This is a genomic window from Leucobacter luti, from assembly GCF_050310065.1.
In the GTDB taxonomy this organism is placed as follows: domain Bacteria; phylum Actinomycetota; class Actinomycetes; order Actinomycetales; family Microbacteriaceae; genus Leucobacter; species Leucobacter luti_B.
Window position 1 is genome coordinate 2,391,198 of sequence record NZ_CP190007.1, and the last position, 25,994, is coordinate 2,417,191.

18 protein-coding genes are annotated in these 25,994 nt (G+C 71.6%); 8 read left to right on the plus strand and 10 right to left on the minus strand.

Annotated features, from left to right (window positions below):
• Positions 1 to 223: 223 nt before the first annotated feature.
• The 3 genes from ACOPJ3_RS10915 to ACOPJ3_RS10925 all read right to left on the minus strand — a co-directional run bounded on the left by ACOPJ3_RS10915 (position 224) and on the right by ACOPJ3_RS10925 (position 6,659).
• Positions 224 to 1,447, minus strand: coding sequence for a pyridoxal phosphate-dependent aminotransferase (locus ACOPJ3_RS10915; RefSeq protein WP_427869190.1), 1,224 nt, complete (start codon positions 1,445 to 1,447; stop codon positions 224 to 226).
• Between the two features lie 49 nt (positions 1,448 to 1,496).
• A complete protein-coding gene (locus tag ACOPJ3_RS10920; protein ID WP_427869191.1) occupies positions 1,497 to 5,204 on the minus strand; it encodes a TM0106 family RecB-like putative nuclease in 3,708 nt (1,235 codons plus the stop codon).
• Between the two features lie 171 nt (positions 5,205 to 5,375).
• Positions 5,376 to 6,659, minus strand: a complete 1,284-nt coding sequence (locus ACOPJ3_RS10925; protein ID WP_427869192.1) for an ATP-binding protein — start codon at positions 6,657 to 6,659, stop codon at positions 5,376 to 5,378.
• Positions 6,660 to 6,859: 200 nt separating this feature from the next.
• Here ACOPJ3_RS10925 and ACOPJ3_RS10930 point away from each other — a divergent pair, with 200 nt between their 5' ends.
• From ACOPJ3_RS10930 to ACOPJ3_RS10940, 3 genes are all read left to right on the plus strand, one after another.
• A complete protein-coding gene (locus ACOPJ3_RS10930; RefSeq protein WP_427869193.1) occupies positions 6,860 to 8,611 on the plus strand; it encodes a DEAD/DEAH box helicase in 1,752 nt (583 codons plus the stop codon).
• A 63-nt stretch (positions 8,612 to 8,674) separates the two neighbouring features.
• Positions 8,675 to 10,015, plus strand: a complete 1,341-nt coding sequence (locus ACOPJ3_RS10935) for an MFS transporter (protein WP_427869194.1) — start codon at positions 8,675 to 8,677, stop codon at positions 10,013 to 10,015.
• A gap of 54 nt (positions 10,016 to 10,069) precedes the next feature.
• A complete protein-coding gene (locus ACOPJ3_RS10940; protein ID WP_427869195.1) occupies positions 10,070 to 11,194 on the plus strand; it encodes a DUF4349 domain-containing protein in 1,125 nt (374 codons plus the stop codon).
• Between the two features lie 107 nt (positions 11,195 to 11,301).
• Here the strand turns inward: ACOPJ3_RS10940 and ACOPJ3_RS10945 are convergent, their stop codons facing one another.
• Positions 11,302 to 12,705 carry a flavin monoamine oxidase family protein gene (locus tag ACOPJ3_RS10945; RefSeq protein ID WP_427869196.1) on the minus strand — a complete coding sequence of 468 codons (1,404 nt, stop codon included), beginning with the start codon at positions 12,703 to 12,705 and terminating at the stop codon, positions 11,302 to 11,304.
• Positions 12,706 to 12,755: 50 nt separating this feature from the next.
• Positions 12,756 to 14,276: an APC family permease gene (locus tag ACOPJ3_RS10950; RefSeq protein WP_427869197.1), complete on the minus strand. Its 1,521-nt coding sequence runs from the start codon at positions 14,274 to 14,276 to the stop codon at positions 12,756 to 12,758.
• A 333-nt stretch (positions 14,277 to 14,609) separates the two neighbouring features.
• Between ACOPJ3_RS10950 and ACOPJ3_RS10955 the strand changes: the two genes are divergently transcribed.
• The 4 genes from ACOPJ3_RS10955 to ACOPJ3_RS10970 all read left to right on the plus strand — a co-directional run bounded on the left by ACOPJ3_RS10955 (position 14,610) and on the right by ACOPJ3_RS10970 (position 18,821).
• On the plus strand, positions 14,610 to 15,965 hold the full coding sequence (locus tag ACOPJ3_RS10955) for an NAD-dependent succinate-semialdehyde dehydrogenase (RefSeq protein ID WP_427869198.1): 1,356 nt from the start codon (positions 14,610 to 14,612) through the stop codon (positions 15,963 to 15,965).
• Between the two features lie 245 nt (positions 15,966 to 16,210).
• On the plus strand, positions 16,211 to 16,675 hold the full coding sequence (locus ACOPJ3_RS10960; protein ID WP_427869199.1) for a hypothetical protein: 465 nt from the start codon (positions 16,211 to 16,213) through the stop codon (positions 16,673 to 16,675).
• Positions 16,676 to 16,848: 173 nt separating this feature from the next.
• Positions 16,849 to 17,703 (plus strand): helix-turn-helix domain-containing protein, encoded by an 855-nt coding sequence (locus ACOPJ3_RS10965; protein WP_427869200.1) that lies wholly within the window; start codon positions 16,849 to 16,851, stop codon positions 17,701 to 17,703.
• 107 nt (positions 17,704 to 17,810) lie between these two features.
• Positions 17,811 to 18,821: a helix-turn-helix domain-containing protein gene (locus tag ACOPJ3_RS10970; protein ID WP_427869201.1), complete on the plus strand. Its 1,011-nt coding sequence runs from the start codon at positions 17,811 to 17,813 to the stop codon at positions 18,819 to 18,821.
• A gap of 110 nt (positions 18,822 to 18,931) precedes the next feature.
• On the opposite strand, the gene ACOPJ3_RS10975 is transcribed toward ACOPJ3_RS10970, so the two are convergent.
• Positions 18,932 to 19,405 carry a hypothetical protein gene (locus ACOPJ3_RS10975; RefSeq protein WP_427869202.1) on the minus strand — a complete coding sequence of 158 codons (474 nt, stop codon included), beginning with the start codon at positions 19,403 to 19,405 and terminating at the stop codon, positions 18,932 to 18,934.
• 134 nt (positions 19,406 to 19,539) lie between these two features.
• Positions 19,540 to 20,514 (minus strand): GNAT family N-acetyltransferase, encoded by a 975-nt coding sequence (locus tag ACOPJ3_RS10980; RefSeq protein WP_427869203.1) that lies wholly within the window; start codon positions 20,512 to 20,514, stop codon positions 19,540 to 19,542.
• Between the two features lie 193 nt (positions 20,515 to 20,707).
• Between ACOPJ3_RS10980 and ACOPJ3_RS10985 the strand changes: the two genes are divergently transcribed.
• A complete protein-coding gene (locus ACOPJ3_RS10985; protein ID WP_427869204.1) occupies positions 20,708 to 22,009 on the plus strand; it encodes a P1 family peptidase in 1,302 nt (433 codons plus the stop codon).
• Positions 22,010 to 22,096: 87 nt separating this feature from the next.
• Here the strand turns inward: ACOPJ3_RS10985 and ACOPJ3_RS10990 are convergent, their stop codons facing one another.
• The 3 genes from ACOPJ3_RS10990 to ACOPJ3_RS11000 are packed head-to-tail and all read right to left on the minus strand — an operon-like array spanning position 22,097 to position 25,848.
• Positions 22,097 to 23,929: an ABC transporter ATP-binding protein gene (locus ACOPJ3_RS10990; RefSeq protein WP_427869205.1), complete on the minus strand. Its 1,833-nt coding sequence runs from the start codon at positions 23,927 to 23,929 to the stop codon at positions 22,097 to 22,099.
• Between the two features lie 2 nt (positions 23,930 to 23,931).
• Positions 23,932 to 24,825 carry an ABC transporter permease gene (locus ACOPJ3_RS10995; protein ID WP_427869206.1) on the minus strand — a complete coding sequence of 298 codons (894 nt, stop codon included), beginning with the start codon at positions 24,823 to 24,825 and terminating at the stop codon, positions 23,932 to 23,934.
• Between the two features lie 21 nt (positions 24,826 to 24,846).
• Positions 24,847 to 25,848 carry an ABC transporter permease gene (locus tag ACOPJ3_RS11000; RefSeq protein WP_427869207.1) on the minus strand — a complete coding sequence of 334 codons (1,002 nt, stop codon included), beginning with the start codon at positions 25,846 to 25,848 and terminating at the stop codon, positions 24,847 to 24,849.
• Positions 25,849 to 25,994: the final 146 nt, after the last annotated feature.

Consider the following 25,994-nt stretch of genomic DNA (forward strand, 5'->3'; position numbering starts at 1 on the left):
GGGTGGCCTGCGCGCGGGCAGAAGCCTGAGCTGACACCCGAGTCGGCCCTTGAGCCCCATTCGCGGGATTGAGTCGGCCGGAAGGCCCCAATCAGGCGCGCGAATGGGGCCTTTCGGCCGACTCGACGCGCTGAATGGGGCCTGAGGGGCGACTCGGCGCGAGTCTGCGGGCAGCGCAAGGCGCTGCCCGGCGGCTCAGCGCCGCGCAGCGCGGCAGCCGCGCTCAGCGGGACTGGAAGCGGAGGATGCGGTCGAGGGCCTCGGCGACGGCGGGCTCGCCCGCCGCGTAGGAGAGGCGCACCGCGCGGTCGCCCGCGGCGGGGTCGAAGTCGACGCCCGGCACGATCGCCACGTCCGCCTGCTCGAGGAGGGCGCGCGCGTAGGCGCTCGACGAGCCGAAGCGTTCGAGCTGCGGGCCGAGCTCCGAGTAGTAGTAGAAGGCGCCGTCGGAGGGCGCCGCGGTGCCCCAGCCGAGCTCGGGCTCGGCGGCGAGGATGAGCGCGCGGGCGCGGGCGAAGTCCGCCACGACGGCGTCGCGCTCGGCGTAGGTCTCCGGGGTGAAGGCCGTGAGCGCGAGCTCCTGGGCGGGCGCTGGCGGCGAGAGCGCGAAGTTCGAGGCGAGCGCCTCGACGGCGGCGACGAGGTCCTCGGGCAGCAGCGCCCAGCCGAGCCGCCAGCCCGTCATCCCCCAGTACTTCGAGAAGGAGTTGATGACGACGGCGTCGCGGGTGAGCTCCCGCACGCTCACGCCGCGCGGGTCGGGATCCCCCGCTGCCGGGAACGTGATGCCGTGATAGATCTCGTCACTCACGATCCTCGTGCCGCGTCTGGCGCACCAGGCGACGAGCGCCTCGAGCTCCTCGCGGCCGAGCATCGTGCCCGTGGGATTCGCGGGTGACGCGATCACGAGGCCCGCGAGCGGGCCGTGCTCCGCGACGGTCGCGTCGAGCAGCTCGGGGGTCGGCTGGTAGCGGGTCTCGGGGCCGGTTGGGATCTCGACGACGCGCACGCCGAGCGCCGCGAGAATGTTGCGGTACGCCGGGTAGCCCGGGCTCGCGAGCGCGACCGCGTCGCCCGGGTCGAACGCCGCGAGGAAGACCAGTTGGAAGGCGCCCGAGGAGCCGGTGGTGACCGCGACCTCGCCGGGGTCGACGTCGGTCGCGTACCAGTGTCCGTAGTGGCCCGCGATGGCCTCGCGCAGCGGAGTCGTGCCGAGCGGGCCTGTGTAGCCCGCGGCCTTCAGCGTGCCCGGCGCGGGGCGCGCGCTCGGCTCGCCGGCGCAGAGCGAGACCACGTCGTGGCCCGCAAGGCGGCGGCGGGCGATCTCGTCGGTGATCCGCATGACCTCGAAGGCCGGGATCCGCGAGCGCGCGGAGACCCGGGGCGAGACGGCGGCCGTCTGCGCGGGAAGCGGATTCGTGTGGAACGGACGCCCGGGTTTCACCATGAGACCCACCGTAGCCCGCGGCGGCGGCCGTGTCGAAGCGGGCGCGCGCTCACGAAGAGGCCCTGATCGCGCGCTCCGTCAGCCGGAGATAGCCCGAGAGCGCCGCGAGCCCCTCGGCGGTGCCCGGCAGGCCTTCCCCGAGCGCGCGAGAGGAGACGAGGTGCGCCGCCCACTGGGCCCGGCTGATCGCGACGTTGAGGCGGTTGCGCATGAGCAGGAACTCGATCCCGCGCGGCACGTCTTCGGGACTCGACGCCGCGAGCGTCACGATCGCGATCGCGGCCTCCTGCCCCTGGAACTTGTCGACGGTGCCGACCCGCACGCCCGCGAATCCGGCCGCGTCGAGCGCCTCGCGCACGCACTCGACCTGCGCGTTGAAGGGGGCGACCACGATCATGTCATCCTCGCCAACGCCTCGCTCCGCGGCGCCTGGCTCGCGGATCCGGCCCCCGAGCGACTCGCGCACGATGCGCACGACCTCCGCGGCCTCCTCCTCGGAGTGGGTCGAGTTGCCCGCGTGCGCCACCGCGTGCCAGTGCAGGCCGGGGGCGCCGAGGCCGCTCACCTCGCGCTCGCTCGCGCTCGGGTGCGCGTGGAGCCTGCCCTCGTACGACAGCTCGGACACGATCTCGGCGAGCTCCGGCCGCATTCGCCGCGTCTCCGCGAGGAAGTAGCCGAGCTGCTCGGGCATCGTCTCGTGCGCGCCGAGCAGCCAGCCGAGCGCGGAGGCGTCCACGGGCTCCGGGTGGCTGCCCTGCGACACCTGCGGCAGCTGCTGCGGGTCGCCGAGCAGCAGGAGCCGCTGCGCCGACACCGACGCGGCGATCGTGGGGGCGAGCGAGAACTGGCCGGCCTCGTCGACGACGAGGAGGTCGAGGCCGAGCCGATCGAACTGGGTTTCGTTGGCGAAGTTCCAGGCCGTGCCGCCGACGACGCAGCCGCGCCCGCCGATCCGGTGGTCCGTCACGAAGCGCGACTGACCGCCGGAGCGCAGCACCGTGAACTCTGCGGCCTCCGCGTCATCCTTCGTCGAGCCGCTCTGCAGCGCCTTGCCGACGAGCGTCGAAGGGAGGCCGGCCGAGATCACCCCCGAGAGCACGTTCTCGACGACGCGGTGGGACTGCGCGACGACGCCGATAATCCAGCCATCCTCCTCCACGAGTCGCTTGATGACCCGCGCCGCGAGATACGTCTTGCCCGTGCCCGGTGGCCCTTGCACGGCGAGCGCCGAGCGCTCGAGCCCGCGCAGCGAGGCGGTCACCGCGCCGATCGTGCGAGCCTCCGGATCGCCGCCACCCGCGGCGAGCGCCGCGGCGCTGTCCGGCGGGACGAGCCCGCCAGGCGCGGCACCGGCGCCCGCACCGGCAATGCTCCGTGGCTCCTCCCGGCGCAGGATCCCGACGACCGGGTCCTGCGGGAAGCCGCCGCGGGCGAGCGCTGCGACGAGCCCGGCGCCCCACTCCTCGATGGCCGACTTCTGGGCGCCGGCCGGGGGCGGCGGCCCCGGCGTGAGCGCGATGGGCAGGACGTCGTACCCTGCTTCACCGTCGGGGATCGGCTCCGCGTGGGTCACCCCGTCGTCGTGCACCTCGAGCACGGTGGCCCGCTTGGCGGCGCGCGCACCCGGCGCTCTCCCGCGCACCTCGAAGGGCGCGGGCTCCGCGTAGACCGCGTACACGGAGTTTCCCGCGCTGAAGCGGGATCCCGGGGCGATCTGCCCGCGCAGGCGTAGGTGCCTGCGCGGCGAGCGCGTGCGCGGGGGCTTGTGCCACTCCTCGACGACCTCGGACTGCCCGGCATCGACGACGAGCACGTCCCGGGTGTCCGCCCAGTCCTCCAGCGGGTCGACGAGCCGCGCGTAGTGCGACCACCAGAACGACTTCTGCTCGCGCTCGTGGTAGTCGATCGCGCTGCCCGCGATGGCGATCGCCGTGCGATCGTCCGGCGTCTCGGCGGCCTCCGCGAGCGCCATGAGCTCGGCGCCCGTCGTGCTGAGCACGAGCTCGGGCCCGTCCTCCTGCAGGGGCGCCGACGCCGGAACCGGGAGCACGCCGGCCTCGGCGGCGATGCCGAGCAGCCAGTCGCGCAGGCACAGTGTGGAGACGCAGTCGTAGCGGTTGTAGTCGCCGATCGCGTCGAGCCGGCGCTGTCCCTCTGCGCGATCGGCCGCGTCGGCCGACCCGAGGAGGGCGCTCGCGTCCGCGTACTCCGTGACGGACTGGGCGCCGCTCGTCACCCCCTCCTCGTCGCGGAGCCCGTCGCCCATGTAGAGCGGCTCGAGCTTCTTGATGGAGTAGGAGCGGGATCCGACGCGGAGCGCGCCCCGCACGATCGGATAGAGGTCGACGAGCACGTGCTCGCGCAGGAGGTCGTCGACCTTGGCCTCGCCCACGCCGTGGCGCGCCGCGATATTCGTGAGGTGCGTGCGCTCGTAGGCCGCGTAGTGGTAGATCTTCATCCCGGGGAAGCGCCGACGGCGCTCCGCGACGAGCGCGAGGAACTCCTCGAGCGCGCGCCGCTCGGCGTCGAGGTCGTGCGCCCAGAGCGCGGTGAAGCGCTCCTCGACGTCGACCATGCCGAAGAGGTAGTCGAGCCCCCAGCGAGCGCTGCCCTCCGGCCCCGGCGCCCGATACATCGGGTCGCCCTCGAAGTCGAAGAACAGGTCGCCCGGATTCGGCTCCGGGATCGCCGCGAGCGCCGCCGCGTTCACGAGCCGGACGGGCGGCTTGCCGCCCGGGATCGCCTCCGCCTGCAGGCGCGCCTGCCACGCGAGCCGCTCGAGAATCGCGGGCGCGAGGCCCGGAACCGAAACAGCCGGACCCGAAGCCCCGCCAACCTCAATCTCGGCGAGCACCGCGGAGACCCGGTCGATCGTGTCGAGGCCGGCCGCGACGAGGGCGTCGCGCTGGTTTCTCCTGATCCCGGCGATGAGGAGCGGGTCCCGCGTGCGCTGCACCTCGGGCTCGCAGACCTCGCAGCGGCCGCACGCCGCGATCCCGGGCGTCCCCCACGCGATGGGCGGCGCGCTCGCCACGGTTCCGTCAGGCCCGAGCTCCCCCGCGCGCTCCCGCAGCAGCGCGTGCAGGCGCGCCCGCCTGGAGCGGAACACCGGCGCGATGTCGGCGATCCGGTGGCGGGACTCCGCGCCGTCGCCCAGGATCAGAACGGCCTCGCCCGAGACGGGCACGCCGATCCGCTCGAGCTGCTCCGCGTATGCCGCGAGCTGCATGAGCGCCGTCACCTTCGCCCGCCGCGCGAGCTTCGTGTCTTGCACCTCGTACTCGCCGCTCGGCAGCAGCCGCAGGAAATCGGCGAAGCCGACGAAGCCGATCTCCCACTCCGCAGAGGCCCCAGAACCCGCAGGCCCCCCGGCAGACTGCGCCGGATCGAAGAACGTCGCCTGGAACACGACCTCGGCCCCTCCGCGCAGCGCAACGGCCGTCTCCTCCGCCACCGCGCCGAGATCCGCGGGAGACATGGATCCGGGCCGCGGCACCTCGACGACCCCGCCCGGCTGCCCGGCGACCCCGGCGCCGAAGCGCTCGCGGTAGGCCGCGAGCACCCGCTCCTCGTGCGCGTCGCCGAGCTTCGCGGCACGCGCGAGCATCGGATCGTCGTCGGCCGCCACCTCGACGTCGCGGCCGAGCTTCGCGTCGACCCTGCGCAGGAAGGCGAACTCGCACGCGCTCGCGGCCGTGAGGTCGCTCGCGCTCGTCATGAGCCGGGGGGACGCCCCCTCGAGCTGCTGCAGGAACATGCCGACTCCTTACTCAAATGCGGGGCCGGCGGCCGGCCGGCGCAGGTGCGAGGCCGGCGGCTGGCCGGCGCAGGTGCGAGGCCGGCGGCTGGCCGGATGAGGACGACGCTACCGGGGACCACTGACACGCACGGCGCGGGCGGACGCAAGCCCCCGATCCGGGGCCGAGAATCAGAGCCGGGCGAGCGTCTCGATGTCCTCGAGGAACGAGTCCTGCTGGTCCTCGGAGACGGTCGCGCGAGTGACCTCGAGCGCCGCCAGGTAGTCGGCCGTGCCCAGCTCGGTCGGCCCGCCGATCGTGGCCGGCCGATCCCGGAGCGCCCGCGCGAGCGCGTCCTGCGAGGCGCGCCGCGCCGCGTACTCGATGTCGGCGGGGGTGAGCCCGTCGCTCTTCACCACGAGGGCCGCGAAGTCGACCTCGGCCGCGATCTCGACCGGAACGTAGCGCCGCCAGATCGCCTCGCGCGCCTCCGCGTCCGGGAGCCCGATCGGGAGCACGTAGTCGAAGCGGCCGTGCCGCATGAACGCCGCGTCGAGCCCGCGCACGAAGTTCGTTGCGCAGATGAGCAGCATGCCCTCGCGGTCGCGGAAGTCGGCGACGATCTTCAGCAGCTCGTTCGTGACGCCCTGCATCGGGGTCGGCGGGTCACTGCGCTGGCTCGCGATCTCCTCGACCTCGTCAATGAACACCACGCCGTGCTCGAGCTCGCCGATCCGCTCGAAGACGCTGCGCAGCGAGGCCGCCACGGATCCGGATCCCTCCCCGAGCCGCGACGGGAACACCTCGACGAACGGCCAGTCGAGGCGCGACGCCACCGCCTTCGCGAACGTGGTCTTGCCCGTGCCTGGCGGGCCGAAGAGCATGACGGCGCGCGGCGGCACGACGCCGTAGCGATCCGCGAGATCGGGCTGCGCGAGCGGTGTCACGAGCCGCTCCTCGAGCAGCTGCTTCTCCTGGCGCATGCCGGCGACCTGCTCCCACAGGTGCCGGGGCAGGATCCTGCCGCCCAGGTCCTTGAGCAGGTCGATCTCGCGCCGCTGCACGGGCATCTGCCGCTCAAGGTAGCGCAGCGCGTGCCGCGTCTGGAAGCCGTTCGAGGTGAGCTGGTCGAGGCGCCCGCCCTCGGGCATGAGCACCGAGAGTGTGGAGAGCCCGAGCGGCGCCATCTTGCGCTCGAGCGCATCGAGCAGCGCGCCGGAGACGTTCTCCGCGCGCGCGTCCTCTGAGGCGCCGAAGAACACGATCCAGCCCTGTGCGTGGGCCGCGCGGCCGACCGCGGCGGCGACGATCTCCTCGTCGCGCACGGCGACGACCGCGTGGTCCTCCCGGCAGGACGCCGTGACCTCGGCGAGCGAGTAGACGGGCTGTTCGGAGGAGGTGCGGGCCTCCCACCACAGCCGCACCACGGCGTCGAGGTCGTCGTCATGGAAGTCGCGGATCGAGATGCGTGCCATGCAGAAATCATGCCAGACACCCCTGTCACGGGGGTTTCCGGCCCGTAAGAATCCGGTGAAGATCGGCCGTTCCGGCAGACTCCCGGCCGACACGGGGTAGACTGTCCTCCGGGTCGGCTCTGATGCCACCCACTCGTCGCTGATTTCTCCCGCCAGGCCGCTTGATCGCGCGCCGCGGGACGGCTCTCCGCGGCGAACGAATGCGCGATCCCGCGCACTCGCCGAACCGGCAGGAGCCGCACGTCCCTTCGACGTTCTGCGCGCCCCGGCCGCACGCACGAAAGGTCCCCGTGACCACCACACCCACATTCATCTCCCTCGGCGTGCCCGCGCCGATCGCAGACGCGCTCGCGAAGAACGGCAAGACCGAGCCGTTCCCGATCCAGCGCGACACCCTCCCCGACACGCTCGCCGGCCGCGATGTCCTCGGCCGCGGCCGCACCGGCTCGGGCAAGACCATCGCGTTCGGGATCCCGCTCGTCGCGAACCTCGCCGAGAACGCGGCGGCGAAGCGCAAGCCGAGCCGCCCCCGCGGCATCGTCCTCGCGCCGACGCGCGAGCTCGTGACCCAGATCGCGGAGACCCTGAAGATGCTCGCGGATCCCGTGGGCGTCAAGGTCACCACGATCTTCGGCGGGATCCCGCAGCGCCGCCAGGAGGCAGCGCTCGAGGCCGGCGTCGACATCGTCGTCGCGGCTCCCGGCCGCCTCGACGACCTCATGCGCCAGGGCGTCGTGTCGCTCGACGGCGTCGAGATCACGGTCCTCGACGAGGCCGACCACATGGCTGACATGGGCTTCCTCCCGGTCGTGACCCGGATCCTGAACAAGACGCCGCGGGTCGGTCAGCGCCTGCTTTTCAGCGCGACGCTCGATAACGGCGTCGACGGGCTCGTGAAGAAGTACCTGCACAACCCGATCCTGCACTCCGTCGACTCCGCCGAGTCGCCCGTGCCGCAGCTCACGCACCACGTCTTCGAGGTGTCGGGCAAGGAGGCGAAGGACGCGCTCATCGAGGCCCTCGCCTCGGGCACTGCGCGCCGGATCCTGTTCACGCGCATGAAGCACCAGGCGAAGAAGCTCGCGAAGCAGCTGACGGCGCGCGGGATCCCCGCGGTCGAGCTGCAGGGCAACCTCTCGCAGAACGCCCGCGACCGCAACCTCGCCGAGTTCGTGAGCGGCGACGCGCGCGTGCTCGTGGCGACGGACGTCGCGGCCCGCGGCGTGCACGTCGACGGCGTCGACCTCGTCGTGCACATCGACCCGCCGGTCGAGCACAAGGCGTACCTCCACCGCTCGGGCCGCACGGCCCGCGCCGGCAACGAGGGCGACGTCGTGACGATCTGCCTGCCCGAGCAGCGCGGCGAGATGAAGCAGCTGCTGCGCGCCGCGAAGATCCGCGTCACCCCGCGCCACGTCGATCCGGGCGCCGCGAACATCGACCCCGAGGTGCTTGACCTGATCGGCGAGGTCGCGCCGCGCGTCGACCCGCGCGAGACGGAGCGCCGCCGCGCCGAGGCACAGTCCGCGCAGCAGCGCGCCGCGGGTCACAACCCCGCGGGCCAGGGCAAGTCGCAGGGTGCGAACGCGAAGCGCAAGCGCTCGCGCGGCGGCCGCGGCGGCCAGGGCGGCCAGGGTGCGGGTGCGGGCGCGGGCGCCGCGACCGGCGCCGGTGCAGCTGGCGCGGGATCCGGCGGCGGCCGCCGTCAGGGCCAGGGTTCCGGCCGCGGCCAGGGCGCGGGCCAGGGCGCTGGCCAGGGCTCGGGATCCGGATCCGGCCGCGGCCGCGGCGCGGGACAGGGCTCCGGCCGCCAGCAGGGCGCCGGACGCCAGCAGGGCGCCGGCCACGGCAACGCCCAGGGCGATGCTCCCCGCGGGCGCAGGAGGACCGGGCGCCGCGCCCAGTCCACCGGCAGCTCGAGCGTCTACTCGACGAGCACCCCCGGCTCGTAATCACGTGATGGACCGGCGCCGCGTTTCCCGACGCGGCGCCGGTCCGCCCGGCACTCTGCCGGTTTGGGCGGTCCCGCGGACGGGCGGCGCCGATACCATCCGCGAGATATCGAAATTCACGCGGATTTCAACGTCCGCCCCCCTCGCGGGACCCCTGCTCGGCCGTATACTTTTCTGATGGGCATCTATCGTGAACTGGGGCGGAATCAGGGCGTTTTCAGGATCCTGATTTCCCAGCTCACCGCCCGCTTCCCGTTCGGGATGCTGTCGATCATCCTGCTGATGCACATCCAGCACGCGTACGGCGACTACACCTCCGCGGGTATCGTGCTCGCGACCCAGAGCATCGGCCAGGCGATCTCCGGCCCGCTCAGCAGCCGCCTCATGGGCCGCTGGGGCATGCGCCCCGTGCTCGCGTCGACGTCGATCGCGTGCGCCGCGGTGCTCGTCGCGATCGCGTTCGTGCACCTGCCCCTCGCGATCACGGCCGGACTCGCCTTCCTCGTCGGCCTCTGCACGCCGCCCGTGACCCCGGCCGTGCGCACCATCTACCCGAAGCTCGTGCCCGGATCCCAGCTCGCCGCGCTCTTCTCGCTCGACGCGGCGGCGCAGGAGATCATCTGGGTGCTCGGCCCGGTTGTCGCGGTGTTCGTCTCCGCACAGTTCGGCACGGCGACGGGCCTCTGCGTCGCCGCGGCCTTCATGGTCGCCGGCGGCGCCTGGTTCGTCCTGAGCCCGGCGGTCGCGAGCATGAAGCTGCCGCGGTCCCGCCGCGGCCTCGGCGCCGTGCTCCGCTACCCGACCGTCGTCATCTCGACCGTCGTCGGCTTCTTCTTCGTCGCCTCGTTCGCCGCGATCGAGGCCGGCATCGTGTCGGCGTTTAGCACGGGCGGCGGCCACGGCGAGACGAGCATGGAGTCTGGCGTGGTGCTCGCGCTCTTCGCCGGCGGATCCCTCGTCGGCGGCCTCCTCTTCGGGCACCGCGAGCTGCGGCCGTGGTCCCTCCTGCTCCGGATCGGGATCGTGCTCGCGGGCACGCTCGCGTGCCTCGCGAGCCTCAACATCTGGTGGCTCTCGATCGTGCTCTTCCTCGGCGGCCTCGGCACCGCGCCGACCTTCGCCGCGATCTCGAGCATCGTGAGCTCGACCGTGAAGTTCTCCGAGACGGCCGAGGCCTACGGCTGGGTCGGCACGGGCCAGCTCGTCGGCGTCGCGACCGGCTCCGCACTCGCGGGCGTCGCGATCGACCAGGCGGGCGCGCACGGCGCGATCATCGTCTCCGGGCTGCTCCTGCTCGTCGCGGCAATCTGCGCCGGGGCGGCGATCCGGTGGCTGCCGGATCTCAAGGGCCGCAACATCGAGCCGCCGCCCGAGACGGGCACGCTCGCGATCCCGCTTCCGTAACGAATCGGTCTCCTGCCAGCCGTTTCTCCGGGGCTGCCCCATATCGTGGCGACCATGAAGCAGCGCCGCACACCGATTCTCCTCGCCCTCGCCGCGGTCCTCGCGATCGCGCCGCTCTCGGCTTGCTCGGGCGTCGGCCCCGGGCTGCTCACCGAGCAGGGAAGCTCCCTCCCCTCCCAGGTCGACTCCGGCTCGGTGCCGGATCTCCCCGCCCCTGACCAGGGCGGCGCCCGCAGCCTCTCCCCCGAGCAGGCGCCGGGTGCCGCGAGCGCCGAGTCGTCCGCTGACACCCCCGCGGTCGAGCGCGCCATCATCAAGACCGGCGTCCTCGGGATCGAGGTCGGCAACACCGAGGAGGCCGCCGACCGGGTGACCGAGATCGCGGACGAACTCGGCGGCACGGTCGAGTCGCGCAGGCTCAGCAGCTCGGGCGCGGGCGGCTCGACGAGCGCGAGCGTCACGATCCGGGTCCCGGTCGACCGCTTCGACGAGGCCTTCGAGGCGCTCGGCGAGGTCGGTCGCTTCACGGTCGACGAGCGCTCCGCGACCGACGTCACCGCCGAGCGCGCCGACCTGAGCGCGCGGGTCGACGCCCTGCAGACCTCCGTCGACCGCCTGACCGGGCTCATGAAGGACGCGAAGACGACCGCCGACCTGCTCGACGCCGAGTCGATGCTGTCGCAGCGCCAGCAGGAGCTCGACGGGCTGCGGGCGCAGCTGAAGTCGCTCGAGGGGCAGGCCGACGAGGCGACGATCTCGATCACACTGCAGACGCGGAGCGCGCTGCCCGGCGGCGGGCCGTCGAACTTCGGCGAGGGCTTCATCGCCGGGCTGAACTCGCTCGCGGCGACCGGCTCGGGCGCGCTCGTCGTGCTCGGAGTGCTGCTGCCGTGGCTCGTGATCGCGGCGGTCATCGCGCTCGCGGTCGTGCTCATCGTGCGGGCGGCGTCGCGCCGCAGGCGGCAGCGGGTCGCCGCGGCGGCGGGCGCGGCGACCGCGGTGGCGGCGGGCGCGGCGGATCCGGCGCAGGCCGATCCGGCGCCGACGGATCCGGCACCCACGGATCCGGCACCCACGGCTCCGGCGCAGACGGCTCCGGCACCCGCAGCACCGACGCCCGCAGCACCCCCATACGCCGAGCACCCGCCGTACCCACCCCAGAACCCCAATCTGAGTTGACCCAAAGTGACGCAAAATCGCGATTAGGCGTCACTTTGGGTCAACTCAAGGGGCGGCCGAGGCGGCCGCAGTCAACTCAAGGGGCGGCTGAGGCGGCCGCAGTCAACTCAAGGGGCGATCTGGGCGGCCACTGTGGCGCGAAGCTCCGCGACCCGGATCTCGCGGCCCAGGATCCGCGAGGCGGCGCGCATCCCCGACATGAGCGCGGCCGTCACGGTCGCGGGATCGTCGGTCCAGGTCGCTTCGCCGGCAAGCTGGAGCGCGCCCCCGGCGAGCGGCGTCGCAATCGCGTCGTGATCTGCGGTTTCCGAGCCGACGGTCATGTAGGCGTAGGAGCCGAGCGTGTAGGGGTCGTCCTGCCACCTCGTCACGAGGCTCGCCACGGGCTGCGGGATGCCCTCGCCGAAGATCCCGCGCAGCGCGTCCATGACCGAGGCGACGATCCGCTCGTCTGACCAGCCCCGGATCTCGCGCGCCCACGGCCCGGCCGCGAAGGTCAGGAGCGTCGGCTCGTCGTGCAGCCGCGAAAGGTCATACCAGGAGTGCCACTCGTCGGCGGCCGCGCCCTGGCGCCGCAGCGCGTACACGCCCTCGGGCCAGAACTGCTCGGGGAAGCGCAGGAACACCTTCTCGAAGGCGTTCATCCGCAGGCGCGCGATGGGCCCGGCGACCTCCTCTGGCAGCACCGGATCGAACAGCAGCCTGCCCGACTGCAGCACGCCGATCGGCACGGTGACGATGGCCCTGCTCGCGGCGAAGTCCGCGGGCGGCTCCGGCTGCGCCGGGTGCGCGCCGGCCGATCCGGACACCCCGTTCGCCCCCACCGTCGAGACGGTGACGCCCTCCGGCCCCCAGGCGACCCTGCGCGCCTCGCGGGCAAGCCGCACGTCGAGGCCGCGCGCAAGGCCGGCGGCGAGCCGGTCGTAGCCGTCGGGGAAGACGACCTCGTCGCCGTCGACCGCGTCATCGTCGAGGCCGTGCGCGTCGAGATCCGCGATCCAGGCGCCGTACTGCTCCTCCGTGCGATGCCGCATGAACTCGCGCAGTCGCTCGGCGCGGTCGCCCTCCCAGCCGAGCCGCCCGAGCGTCTCCTCGACGGCGGCGGCGTACGTCTCCCCCGCCCCGTAGCCCGCGATCGTCTCGGCGAGCGCCTCGTCAAAGGTCCCGATGTCCGCGATGAACCCGGCCTCCGCCTCGGGCGAGAGGCGCCGCCCCTCAGGATCGAAATACGCGATCGGCCGCCCGCCGGCCTGGAAGCTACCCGCCGTGAACTCGACCATGGTCATGTCGAGGACGCGGGCCGCCTCGTAGACGGGGCTGTCGTCGATGCCGTGGATCCAGGAGGCGCCGCGGTCGATCGCCCGGGCCCCCTCGCGCTCAGTCGCAACCCGGCCGCCCACCCGGTGGCGAGCCTCCAGCACGCACACGCGCTGACCCGAGCGCGCGAGCAGGCGGGCCGCCGTGAGGCCCGCGATCCCGGCTCCGATGACGATCGTGTCGAACTGCTCCATGCTGCTTCCTTCTCTGCGGATCTTGCCGGGGACCTACGGCCGAGCCCGGATCATTCGTCCGGAACGAGGACCGGGGTGTCCCTATTCAGGCTCTCACCCCTGAAGAACGGGCGCGACCCCGGACGCAGCCACCAGATGCCCATCAGCACAAATCCGAGCAAAATTGCCCCGACGCCGATGACAAACGCCCCGCCGACGCCGAAGAGCACGGTGTAGCTGTAGTCGACGTCCCACATATCGATGGCAGATTGCACGAACGCGTAGCCGAGCATGAGCCCGCCGAGGAGCGGCAGGATCCCGCGCATCCAGAGGTTCCGTGCGCTCTTCGTGAGCGTGTCCCTGAAGTACCAGACGCAGGCGAACGAGGTGAGCGCGTAGTACAGGGCGACGGCGAGGCCCATCGAGGTGAGCGAGTCGGCGAGCATGTCTTCGGACAGGATCGACATGCCGACGTAGTAGACGATCGATGCCGCACCCATCACGGTCGTCGAGAACCAGGGGGTCTTGAACTTCGGGTGCAGGGCCGCAAACTTCGCCGGGAGCGCGCGGTACACCGCCATGGACAGGGTGCCGCGGGCCGTCGGCAGGATCGTCGTCTGCGTCGACGATGCCGCCGAGACGAGCACCGCGAGGATCAGGAACCAGCCCCACGGGCCGAACAGGACGTCGCGGAGCACCGTGAACACGTCGTCGAGGTTCGCCTCGTTCGTGAGTCCGTATCCCGAGTCGCCGAAGCCGGCGAACATCATGACGGCGACCGAGATGCCGACGTAGACGACGATCAGGATCCCGATCGAGAGGAGCGCGGCGCGGCCGGGCGTCTTGCGCGGGTTCTTCGTCTCCTCGTTGAGTGCGAGGCAGGTATCCCAGCCCCAGTAGATGAAGAGGCACAGCAGCACGGCCTCCATGAAGCCGGACCAGGAGGTGAGCTGCCCCGGATCGAACCAGGCCCAGTCGAACGGGATCGAATCGGGGTTGCTCCCGTTACTTGCGTTGACCAGGGCCAGGATCCCGAACGCCCCCATCGCGACGAACTGGATCACCATGAGCACCATCTGGAGGCGCTCGCCGATCTGCACGCCGATCGTGGAGATGAAGGTCATGAGCGCGATGAACACGACGGAGGTCGCGACCACGATCACCCGATTCTCAGCGAACTCATCGTTGCCGAGCAGGTACCAGAAGTACTTGCCGGTGATCTCGCCGACGTTCGCCATCACCATGACGCCGGCCACCGCGACGGCCCAGCCCCCGATCCACCCTGTGATCGGGCCGAACGCTTTCGTGCCCCAGACAAAGGTGGTGCCGCAGTCCGGCATCTCACGGTTCAGTTCCTGGTAGGCGAGCGCGGCGAAGACCATGGGGATGCAGGCCGCGATGAAGGCGACGGGGGCCTGGCCGCCGACCGCGACGATGACGTAGCCGAGCGTCGCGGCGAGCGAATAGAGCGGCGCGGTGGACGCGAGGCCGATCACGGTGGATCCCACGACGCCGAGCGCACCCTGGTTCAGCCCCTTGCCGACGTGCAGATGCCCCGTATCTGTGGCATTACTGAGAGTGTGCTTTTCCATGGCTGTATTCAACCTCACGATTGCCTGCGAGCAAACAAACTCCCAGTTCAACGCGCATGATCGCGACATTCGTCGCGGTTCTCGCACCCTCGGGAGCGACCCCCGAAAGAGGGCCTTACAGGAACGATTCTGCCCTGCCCGGAGATGTTCGTGCCACTCGGGGCGAAAACAACTGATTCCGCAGAATCTTCTGCGTCGGACCGACGGAATCATCGGCGATCCTGCGCCACGCCCGGGAGAATCCCACGCTCTGCCCTGGTAGTGCTGATCAGCCAGTTGTGGGAGACTGGCCGTACCCACCACCCGACGAAGTCACTAAGGAGTGAGTCATCTATGGGCACGTTCGCCGTTATCAACCCGGCCACGGGCGAGACCGTCGCCGAGTACCCCGACGCGACCGCTGAGGAGATCGAGGCCTCGCTGGCCTCCGCGCAGAAGGCCTACAAGGAGTGGGCCCGCAAGACCAGCGTCGCCGAGCGCGCAGCACTCGCCAAGCGTGCCGCCGAGCTCTTCGACGAGCGCAAGGATGAGCTGGGCGCGATCATCAACCGCGAGATGGGCAAGCCGCTCGACCAGTCGATCGGCGAGGCCGAGTTCTCGGGTGCGATCACGGCCGCATTCGCCGACAACGCCGAGAAGTGGCTTGCCGACGAGCAGCTCGAGGTCGAGGACGGCCTGAAGTCGTTCTTCCGCTTCCAGGGCACCGGCGTCATCCTCGGCATCATGCCGTGGAACTACCCCTACTACCAGGTCGCGCGCTTCGCCGTGCCGAACCTGATCCTGGGCAACACCATCATCCTGAAGCACGCTGCGCAGTGCCCCGAGTCGGCGCTCGCGCTCGAGACGCTGTTCAAGGACGCGGGCTTCCCCGAGGGCGCCTACGTCAACGTCTTCGCGACGCACGATCAGATCGGCGACATCATCGCCGACGACCGGATCCAGGGCGTCTCGCTCACGGGCTCGGAGCGCGCTGGCGCGATCGTTGCTGAGCAGGCCGGCCGCGCGCTCAAGAAGTGCGTGCTCGAGCTCGGCGGCTCGGACGTCTTCCTCGTGCTCGACACGGCTGACCTCGACCACGCGGTCGAGCACGCCGTCGGCGGCCGCATGGAGAACACCGGCCAGGCGTGCAACGGCTCGAAGCGCATCGTCGTCATGGACAAGTACTTCGACGAGTTCACGGAGAAGTTCAAGGCGGCCATCGGCGGCCAGTCCTACGAGTCGGGCGACTTTGGCCCGCTGTCGTCGGCTGCTGCGACGCAGACGCTCACGAAGCAGGTCGCTGGTGCGCTCGAGCAGGGCGCCGAGGTGCTCGTCGGCAACAACGAGCCCGAGGGCAACCTGTACACCCCGTCGGTGATCACGAACATCACCCCGTCGATGGACGTGTACAGCCAGGAGCTCTTCGGCCCGGTCGCGCAGCTCTACAAGGTGTCGAGCGACGAAGAGGCGATCGAGCTCGCGAACTCGTCGCCCTACGGCCTCGGATCCGTCGTGATCTGCGACGACCTCGAGCGCGCTGAGCAGGTCGGCAACCAGCTCGACGTCGGCATGGTCTTCATCGGCGGCGCCGGCCTCGAGGGCGCTGACGTGCCCTTCGGCGGCGTGAAGAAGTCGGGCTACGGCCGCGAGCTCGGCAAGGTCGGCATGCTCGAGTTCGCCAACAAGAAGCTCTTCCGCTTCGCAGGCTAACCCCCACGGAAAGGGCCCCGGGACGCAAAGCGCCCGGGGCCCTTTTCTGTCTGTACCTTGCCGGTTCTGCCCTACCCGAGCCTTTGATCACCGATACATCGCACATCGAGCGCAGAACCGGCAAGGTGGGCCGGGCGGCACGGCGGGGAAAGTCCTAGGATGGCCTCCGCCTGTGCCTGGGCCGCGGCCGGCCGGGAGCCGAGACTTGCTACAGCAACGATCGCTCGAGCTCCTGGAGGCCACCGATGCCCACCACCGAACCACTCTTCGTCAGGCACATGCCCAACATCGGCGCCGACTTCTCGAACGAGGGCGACGCCGCAGGCCTCCCGACACCGCCCAACGTTGGCGTCCCCTTCGGCCTCATGCGCGCGGAGGAGGTCCCGCAGAGCCAGATCCACATGAGCCACACCTGGATCACCGAGTCGAGCGAGCCTCACCTGTGGGTCACCGAGCACGAGCACGACTACGACGAGATCCTGATCTGGACCGGATCCGACCCCGACAACCCCGAGGATCTCGGCGCCGAGCTCGTCATCGAGGTCGCCGGAGTCCCGCACACCGTCACGACGTCCGGCTCGCTCTACATCCCGGCGGGCACCCGCCACTGCCCGCTGAGTTTCACCCGCGTGACGCGCCCATTCAACTTCAGTGCCCTCTCGCTCAGCCCGAGCTACGACTCGGACGAGGACGCGAGGAGGATCCCCTGATCACCGCGACCCTGGACGAGGCGGCGCAGGCCGCACCCGTGCCAGGCGCCCCAGAATCCGAGTCCCCGCCGTTCCTCGACCCCGCTCGCGTGCACTACCCTCAGGGGTATCGACGCGCGGGGGCCGGGATCGCGCCGCGCGAGCCTATCGAACTCGATCGCGAAAGTGGGACCATGGCCGCCGGATCCGGGAGCACCCTGCCAGTGCACTCGATCGTTCCGGCTCCGAACGTCCCCGGCAGCGAGAAGCTCGTCGTCGAGGCGCTCGGCAAGCAGAACCTGGCGCAGGAGCCGCACCGCCACGACTTCGCCCAGCTGCTCCTCATCTCCGGCGGCACGGGCCACCACCTGATCGACTTCCAGCCGATCCCGATCGCGGCGGGCGACGTCCACGTGCTCGCCCCCGGCCAGGTGCACTCGTGGGAGGCGACCGGCCTCCGCGGCATCGCGCTGCTGTTCACCGAGGACCTGCTCGACGACCTCGGCGGGCTCCCCGACCAGGTGCGGGAGCTGATCCTCCTCGGCGCGGCCCCGCTCCGCCTCACGGCCGAGGCCCGCAGGCAGGTGCGCTACCTCATCGAGGGGATCGGCGTGACGCGCAACCACGAGAGCGCGCGCCACCTCATCGCCGCGACCCTCTGGGAGTGCATCTCGGGCGGCGTCGAGGCGACGGGCCACGTCGAGCAGTCCTCGCTCACCCGCGAGTTCCTGAAGCTCGTGCTCCGCGCGCCGAGCGCCCGCATGACGGTCGCGTCGTGCGCCGCGGTGCTCGGCGTCACGAGCGGGTATCTCACGGAGTCGGTCGTCGCCGACACGGGATCGCCGCCCAGTCGGATCCTGCGCACGGCCGTCGCCCGCGAGGCGCAGCGGCTCCTGAGCGGGACCGATCTCAGCGCGGCCCAGATCTCGGAGCGGCTCGGCTTCAGCGAGCCCTCGTACTTCTCGCGGTTCTTCCGGCGCGAGGTCGGCTGCACGCCGACCTCGTACCGCGAGTTCCCGCCCTCGGCGCACGCCGCGCCGCTCGACTAGCGCCCCGCGCAGCTCGACCCGCTTCACCGCCGCACTCCGGCCCCGCTTCCTCGCGTCGACGCGTGGGGGCCGATCCGGCGACCCGTCCCCGACAAGGAGTCCCCCCGATGTCTCTCACCGCACCCTCAGCAGTCAGTTCCGGATCCAACGCCGGGTCCAGTTTCGGATCCGGATCCGGATCCGCCCCCGCACGCCCCGCGCGCTTCCCCGTCTACGACTTCACGGGCTTCGAGGCGGCAGTCTCGTCGTCGTTCGTGCCGCTCCGCGTCTCTACCGAGCGCCGCGAGAGCTTCCACGGCATGCTGCGCACGACCGAGGTGGAGCGCCTCGCGTTCTCCGAGATCGGCGCGAACGCCCACGAGGTGCACCGCAGCCCCGAGCTCATCTCGAAGGGCGGGAACGACTACTTCAAGCTCAGCATCATGCTCGGCGGCACGAGCCTGCTCGTGCAGGACGGCCGCGAGGTCGCGCTCCGCGCCGGCGATATCGCGATTTACGACACGGGCCGACCCTACTCCCTGATCTTCGACGACGACTTCCGCAACCTCGTCGTCCTGATCCCGAAGGACGTCCTGGATCTCCCGCAGGAGCTCGTCGCGGAGATCACGGCCTCGCGGCTGCCGCGCGACACCCCGATAGGCACGATCGTGGCGCAGACGCTCCCGCACGTTCCAGGCGCGATCGCCGGCTCCCCCGCGATCCTGCAGCACCAGCTGGCCCGCACCACGGTGGAGCTCATCTCGGCCCTCCTCACCTCGACGCTTGGCGCCGACCGGATCGAGCAGAGCCCGCGGCACGTCATGGTGCGGCGCATCCGCGACTACATCGTCGATCACCTGCAGGATCCGGAGCTCGGGCCGACGAGCATCGCGGCGGCCCACTTCATCTCGACCCGCCGCATGCACGGCATGTTCCAGGGCGAGGACACGACGATCGCCGCGTTCATCCGCGAGCAGCGGCTCGAGAAGTGCCGCGTCGACCTCCTGAACCCCGCGTTCGCCGACCGCCCGGTCTCCGCGATCGCGGCGCGCTGGGGCTTCACGGACGCGGCGCACTTCAGCCGCACGTTCAAGGCGCAGTACGGGGTGTCTCCGCGCGAGGTGCGGAACTCCCGGTAGACATCGGATCCGGATCCCGCGCGGGCGGATCCGGATCTCGCGCCTCCCGCGCACACAGAGGCGCCGGGCCCAGGAAGTCCCCAGACTGGACCCGGCGCCGGCTCGTGCGGCTAGCTCGCGGATACGGCCGCGGTCGGCGGCTTCGAGAGGTAGCTCGGCGACAGCGACAGCGCGCTGAAGCGGAAGGGCCGGTCGACCCGCGTAAAGCCGAGCGGGCAGTGCACCGTGCCGGCCGGGATGTAGACGGAGCCCGACGTGGTGATGATGTGGCGCTCCCCCTCGATGTCCATGTAGATCTCGGCGCCGAGGTCCTCGGGGTTCTCGGGGTCGCCGCCCGTCCAGATCAGCACCTCGTCGTAGTCGTGCACGTGGGGGTTGACCCAGTGCTGGGGCTCCTCGCTCGGGTGCACCCAGATGTGGCTCATGTTGATCTGGCTTTCGGGGACGATCTTCGAGTTGACGAGCCAGTGCCCCTCCCCGAGGTTGTCGGGGAGCTCGAGGCCGGCCTGCTCGCCCTCGCTGTCGAACTCGCCTGCGCAACTCGGCATGTCCTTGACGAAGAGCCGCTCGTATTTCTGTGTCATCTCTGCTCCGTTTCGTTCGATGAGAGGGGCCGCTTTGCCCCTCACACCAGCGAATCTATGTCGGCCCTGTGCCCCAGACAATGGACGTTCAGCCCGTTGGCCGCTGGCGTCAATCTGAGTGCACAAACCGGCAATCAGCGCGCCGGCCGGCGCTGCCAGTGGTTCCAGAGCGGCCGGTATCCCTGCCGGCACCAGAAAGGCCCGGAGCGCGGGTTGAGCGCCGCGTAGCCGAGCGTGATCCGGTCGTGGCCCGCGCCCTCGAGCCTGCCGTGCGCGAAGTCGACGACGGCCTCGCCGATCCCGGCGCCGCGGAGCCCCGGCCGCAGGTACATGGCCTGGATGTGTGCCACGGAGCCGCCCGCCGCGCACTCAGCGAGATGCCTGGGCCGGTCGATCTCGATGCTGAGGTAGCCGAGCGGCGCGCCGCCGCCGCCCTCGATGATCCAAGTCCATTCCGGATCGACGCGCAGCCGCTCCAGGATCTCCGCGGCGAGGGTCTCCCCCGCGTTCGGGCGAGAGCTCACGTGCCCGTGCGCCGCGTCGTGGGCGAGCAGCTCCGCGTCGAGCCTGCCGAGCAGCACGGCGTCGGACTCGTCGGCCTGCCTGAGCCGGTAGCCGGCCGAGGCGAGGCGCTGCTCCGCGGCGTCCGCGTCGGCGCCCCGCGCGCCGATCCGGATCCCCGAGACGCCGATCAGGGCGAAGCCGCGGGAGAGCAGCGGGATCGCGGCGTCGGAATCGCGCGACGGCACCGACACCGACATCGAGGTCTCCCACTCGTTGTCCGGGGCGAGATCCCCGGACACCCGCGCGATCCACCGGTCGAGCAGCTCGCCGAGCGCGGCCCGGTTGCCGTCCCAGAACAGTTCGAGCTCGTCGCGCTGCAGGGCGCCCCACAGCGCGCCGGGATCGGTCTCCGCGTGCGACGAGCTGCGCAGGATCCCGAGCGCGCTCGGCTCCCCGTCGACCCGCTCGAGGAGCGCGGCGTCGCCCCCGCTCAGGCCCCGGCACGGGAGCTGCGCATCGATGCTGCGGTCGCGCGCCGCGAAGCGTACGAGCGCGCAGTCCTGCTCCTCGGTCCCGAGGCCGAGGATCTCAATCTGTCCGTGCATTGCGCACCCCTTCTCACCTTCCCCGCTGCGCCCTCGCAGCGGCCGTGCCGCGGCGGCATCCGCGCGTGATGCACGCCGCCTCCCGAGCGAGGCTAGTCGCCCGCGGCCCCGCCGAGTTGACTGATCGGGCACTCTAGTTGCGCGCCCCTGCCGCATCGGCGGCGACCCGCGCGCGATGGGCCAGGCTGGGTGAATGGACAGCTCTTCCGATTTCAGCTCAGGATCGAAGCCGGCAGGCACCGGCGCGGGCGGGGGCCGCAAGGCGCGGGATCTCGGCCTCGCGGTCGGCTCCCTCCCGAGCGGCCCGTCGAACGCGATCACCGACGTCGCCGGCGTGCGCGTGGGGCACTGCACGCTCGTCTCAGGCGACGGTGCGCTCGTGCGCGGATCCGGACCCGTGCGCACGGGGGTCACGGTCGTGGTGCCCGGCCCCGAGCCGTGGCGGCGGCCGCTCTTCGCCGCGCCGCACCGGCTCAACGGCAACGGCGAGATGACGGGGCTCGAGTGGGTGCGCGAGTCCGGCACGCTCACGAGCTACATCGGGCTCACGAACACGCACAGCGTCGGGGTGGTCCGCGACGCCCTCGTCGCGCACGAGGCGAGCCGCCGGGAGCCCGGCGAGGACTTCTTCGCGCTCCCCGTCGTCGCGGAGACGTGGGACGGGATCCTGAACGACATCAACGGCTTCCACGTGCGCGCGGAGCACGTCGAAGCCGCGATCGCCGCGGCGCACGACGGCCCGGTCGAGGAGGGCAGCGTCGGCAGCGGAACGGGCATGATCGCGCACGGCTTCAAGGGCGGGATCGGCACGGCCTCGCGGGTGCTCCCCGCGTCGGACGGCGGCTACACCGTCGGCGTGCTCGTGCAGGCGAACCACGGCAGGCGCGACCGGCTGACGGTCGAGGGCGTACCCGTGGGGCGGCGGATCGTGGTGCCGGGCGACGAGGAGCCGGAAGCGGGCGGCGCGGGTGGCGCCGACGGCTCCGGCAGCGCCGGCAGCGCCGGATCCCGCGCCCGCGACACCGCGCTCCCCGAGGGCAGCGGCTCGATCATCGTGATCGTCGCAACGGACGCCCCGCTGCTCCCCCACCAGTGCGAGCGCGTCGCGCGGCGCGCTGAGCTCGGGATCGGGCGCCTCGGCGGCGCGGGCGAGAACGGCAGCGGCGACCTCGTCCTCTGCTTCTCGACCGCGAACGGCGGCCGGATCCCCGCCGGCTTTTCGGCGGACACCCCGCCGGAGCACAGCGTACTCGCGTTCTCGAACGACCGCATCGACCCCCTGTTCTACGCGGTCATCGAGGCGACCGAGGAGGCGATCCTGAACGCGATGCTCGCCTCGGACACGCTCGTCGGGCGCGACGGCAACGTGCGCCACGGCCTCCCGCACGACCAGCTGCTCGAGCTGCTCGGCCTGCCCGGCCCGTCCGGCCCACCCACGGCCGCATCCCTCACCGAGATTTCTGCACGCAGCAAGACTGTCGGCCCAAATTCTTGAAGTTGAACGCAGATCCCGAGCTGAGCGCTGAGGCTCAGCGCTGAGCTTCAACGCCGAGGCTCGAGGCTGAGGCTCAGCGCCGCGCACCTAGGCCGCGGGCAGGTCGAGCGTGTCGGCGAGGAGCGCCTGCGTGTAGAGGTCTGCCGGCTCGTCGAGCACCCGCTCGACCCGGCCGTGCTCGACGATCTCGCCGCGGTTCAGCACGGCGACCGAGTCGGCGATGCTCCGCACGACGGCGAGGTTGTGGGTGACGAAGATCATCCCGAGGCCGTCGGCGAGGAGGGTGCGTAGGAGCTCGACGACGGAGGCCTGCACCGAAACGTCGAGCGCCGAGGTGACCTCGTCGCAGATCAGCACGGCGGGGTCCGCGAGGAGCGCGCGGGCGATCGCCACGCGCTGGCGCTGCCCGCCCGAGAGCTCCGAGGGGAAGAGCTCCGCCATGCGCGCGGGGATCTCGACCCGCTCGAGCGCCTCGGCGACGCGGCCGCGCACCGCCGCCCCGCGGAGCCGCTCGAACTGGAGGAGCGGCGCAGCGAGGCTCGCGCCGACGGACAGCCGCGGGTTGAGCGAGCCGAAGGGATTCTGGAAGATGTACTGGACCCGCCGCCTCGCCTCCGCGCTCCGCTTCGCCGCGGAGCGCTCGAGCGGCGAGCCGTCGAGCTCGACGCTGCCCTCCCACTCGGTGTGCAGGCCGATGAGGCAGCGGGAGAGCGTGCTCTTGCCGGATCCGGACTCGCCGACGATCGCGACGCACTCGCCCGGCCGCACCGCGAGGTCGATGCCCTCGAGCACCCGATTCGCGCCGTAGGAGGCGCTGAGGCCCGCGACGCGCAGGACGGGGGCCGCGACCGGCTCGTGCACGGGGGCTGGCGACAGCGCCACGACGTCGACGCCGTCGAGCTCGCCGCGCCGCACGCAGCGGACTCGCTGCCCGCGCGCCAACTCGCGGGCACCGGTCGCCAACTCGCGGGCACCGGTCGCCGGCGCGGGAGCCGGCGCGGGAGCCAGCGCGGGAGTCGGCACGAGCTCGAGCGGCGGCGTCGCCTCACGGCATACGTCGGTCGCGAAGCCGCAGCGCGCCGCGAAGACGCAGCCGCCGCGCGCGTCGCTGATGCTCGGCGCGCGCCCCGGGATCGGCACGAGCAGCTGGCGCCGCTCCGACGAGGGCAGCGCGCGCAGCAGCGCCCGCGTGTAGGGGTGCGCCGGGGCGCGCAGCACCGCGGCCGTCGCCCCGCTCTCAACCACCTGGCCGCCGTACATGACCGTGACGGAGTCGGCGACCTCGGCGACGACCGCGAGGTCGTGGGTGACGTAGATCGAGGCGATCTCGTACTCGGCGCAGAGCCGCTTCACGAGCTCGAGCACCTTCATCTGGGTCGACACGTCGAGCCCCGTCGTCGGCTCGTCGAGCACGATCAGGCGCGGCCTCGCAACGACCGCCATCGCGATCGCGATCCGCTGCTGCTGCCCGCCGCTCAGCTCGCTTGCATGCCGCTTGAGGAATGCGTCGTCGTTCGGCAGGCCGACCGCCGCGAGAATCTCCCTGATGCGCGCCATCGTCTGCTCGCGCGGCCCGTCCACGGCCTCGAGCAGCTGCTCGGAGAGCCTGAGCGCGGGGTTCAGCGCGGTCGCCGGATCCTGCGCCACGTAGGAGACGAGGCCGCGCCGCGCGGCCCGCAGACCCGGCTCGTCGAGCGCGAGCAGGTCGGTGCCCTCGATGGACACGCTGCCGCCCGAGATCCGGCCGCCGGGCCTCGCGTAGCCGAGCAGGGCGAGCGCGAGCGTGCTCTTGCCCGATCCCGACTCCCCCACGATGCCCATCACCTCGCCTGCGCCGAGCGAGAGGCTCACGTCCTCGACGATCGTCGCCCCGCTCCGCGCGAGCTCGACGGTCAGCCCCGAGACCTCAATTGCTGCCATGATCAGTTTCCTTCCGTCCGCGCGATGACCCGGGCGCCGCCCTCGGCGATGAGGTTGCCCCCGATCGTGAAGAGCGCGATGAGCACGATGGGCGCGAGCACCGCGAGCGGCTGCGTCGCGAGCCCGGTCCGGTTCTCGCTCACCATGAGTCCCCAGTCGGGGGTCGGCGGCTGGATCCCGTACCCGATGAAGCTGATGGAGGCGAGGATCCCGACCGCCCACATGAGCCGGACGCCGAGCTCGACGAGCAGCGGCGAGGTGATGTTCGGCAGGATCTCGCGCAGCAGGATCGTGCGGCCCGGCACCCCGACGGCCTTCGCCCAGAGCACGAACTCCCGGTGGCAGATCGGTTTCGTGGCGCCGCGGATCACCCGTGCGACGCCCGGCACGAGCGCGAGCACGACGAGCAACACGAGGAGCCACGGCGTCGGCCCGAGCACGGACACGAACATGAGCGCCATGAGCAGACCGGGGAACGCGAGGAGCACGTCCATCGCCCGCATCAGGAGCGTATCGGCGAGGCCGCCGTAGTACGCTCCGAGCATGCCGATCGCGGCCCCGATCACGACCCCGAGGATCGCGGCGGTCGGCGCCATCCAGGCGAGCCCGACGCCGCCGGAGAGCACGCGCGACAGCACGTCTCGACCGATCTGGTCGGAGCCGAGAGTGAGCCCCTCACCGGGAGGCGCGTACGGCCGCGCGACGGGCTTCGACGTCGGATACGGCGCGAGGAACGGGCCGACGAAGGCGATGAGGAGTGTGCCGAGCGTGAGGCCGAGGCCCCAGCGCACCTGCGCAGAGGCGAGGAGCCGTGCGAGCGCGCGGCCGAGGCCGCCGCTCGCGGGCGGCGCCGGATCCGGCACCGTGCCGACCTGGCTGGGAATCGTTCGAGACATCTGAGGCTCGCTTCCGATCGGTCAGTTCTTCCGCCGTGGCCCGCCCTGGGGCAGCACGTCGGCGATGAAGTTGAAGACGAAGTACGCGGTCGCGATGATGAGCACGACCGCCTGGATGAGGGGCAGATCCCGGTTGCCGACGGCCTCGACGAGGGTCGAGCCGATGCCCGGATACGAGAACAGGTACTCGACGACCACGGTGCCGCCGATCACGAACGCCGCCACGAGCGAGGCCGCCGGGATGATCGGCGCGAGGGCGTTCGGCAGCGCGTGCCGGTACAGGATCCGGCGCGTCGACAGGCCCTTCAGGCGCGCGGTCTGGATGTACTCGCTGTTCATCACGTCAATGAACGAGACGCGGACGAGCCGGCCGAGGTAGGCGACGCCGCTGATCACGACGGTCGCGACGGGCAGCACAAGAGCCGGGGCGTGCCACCACGGCATGTCGGCCGGCGGGATGAGCGACACGGGCGGCAGCCAGCGGAACACCGTCGTGCCGAAGAGCGCGATGAGGATCGTGCCGGTCACGAACTCCGGCGCCGCGTTCACGACCATCGACGAGCCCATGAACACGTTGTCGAAGGCGCGGTCGCGGCGCTGCGCCGCGACGATCCCGATCACGAGGGAGATCGGGAGCATGATGACGATCGCGAGCACCCCGAGGGTGAGCGAGTTGCGCAGCCGCACGCCGAGGATGTCGGCGACCGGCACCCCGTTCGTGAGGGAGACGCCCCAGTCGCCGCGGAGGATCCCGCCGAGCCAGTTCAGGTACTGGGTTGTGAGCGGGAGATTCAGCCCGAGCTGCTCGCGCAGCACCGCGAGTTTCTCCGGCGTCGCGTTGACGCCGAGGATCACGCGGGCGACGTCGCCCGGCATCGCCTGCGTGGCGAAGAAGATGAGGATCGAGACGATGAGGAGCGTGATGAGCCCCTGCGCGACTTTGGCGGCGGCGCGGCCGAGCACCCTCGCCCGGCGCTTCGCAGGCCGCTGCGGCGCTCTCGAGAGCGCGATCAATTCGGTCATGACGACACTGTCCTTTCCACCCGGCCTCGCTGCCCGCCGCTCGTTTTCCGGCGTCGCAACAGGGGATTCGACCGGGCTTCTTGCGCCAATATTCGTAGCGCCAGACGCCACGCACAATGCGCCTCGCCGAGGAGTTCCCGGCCGGT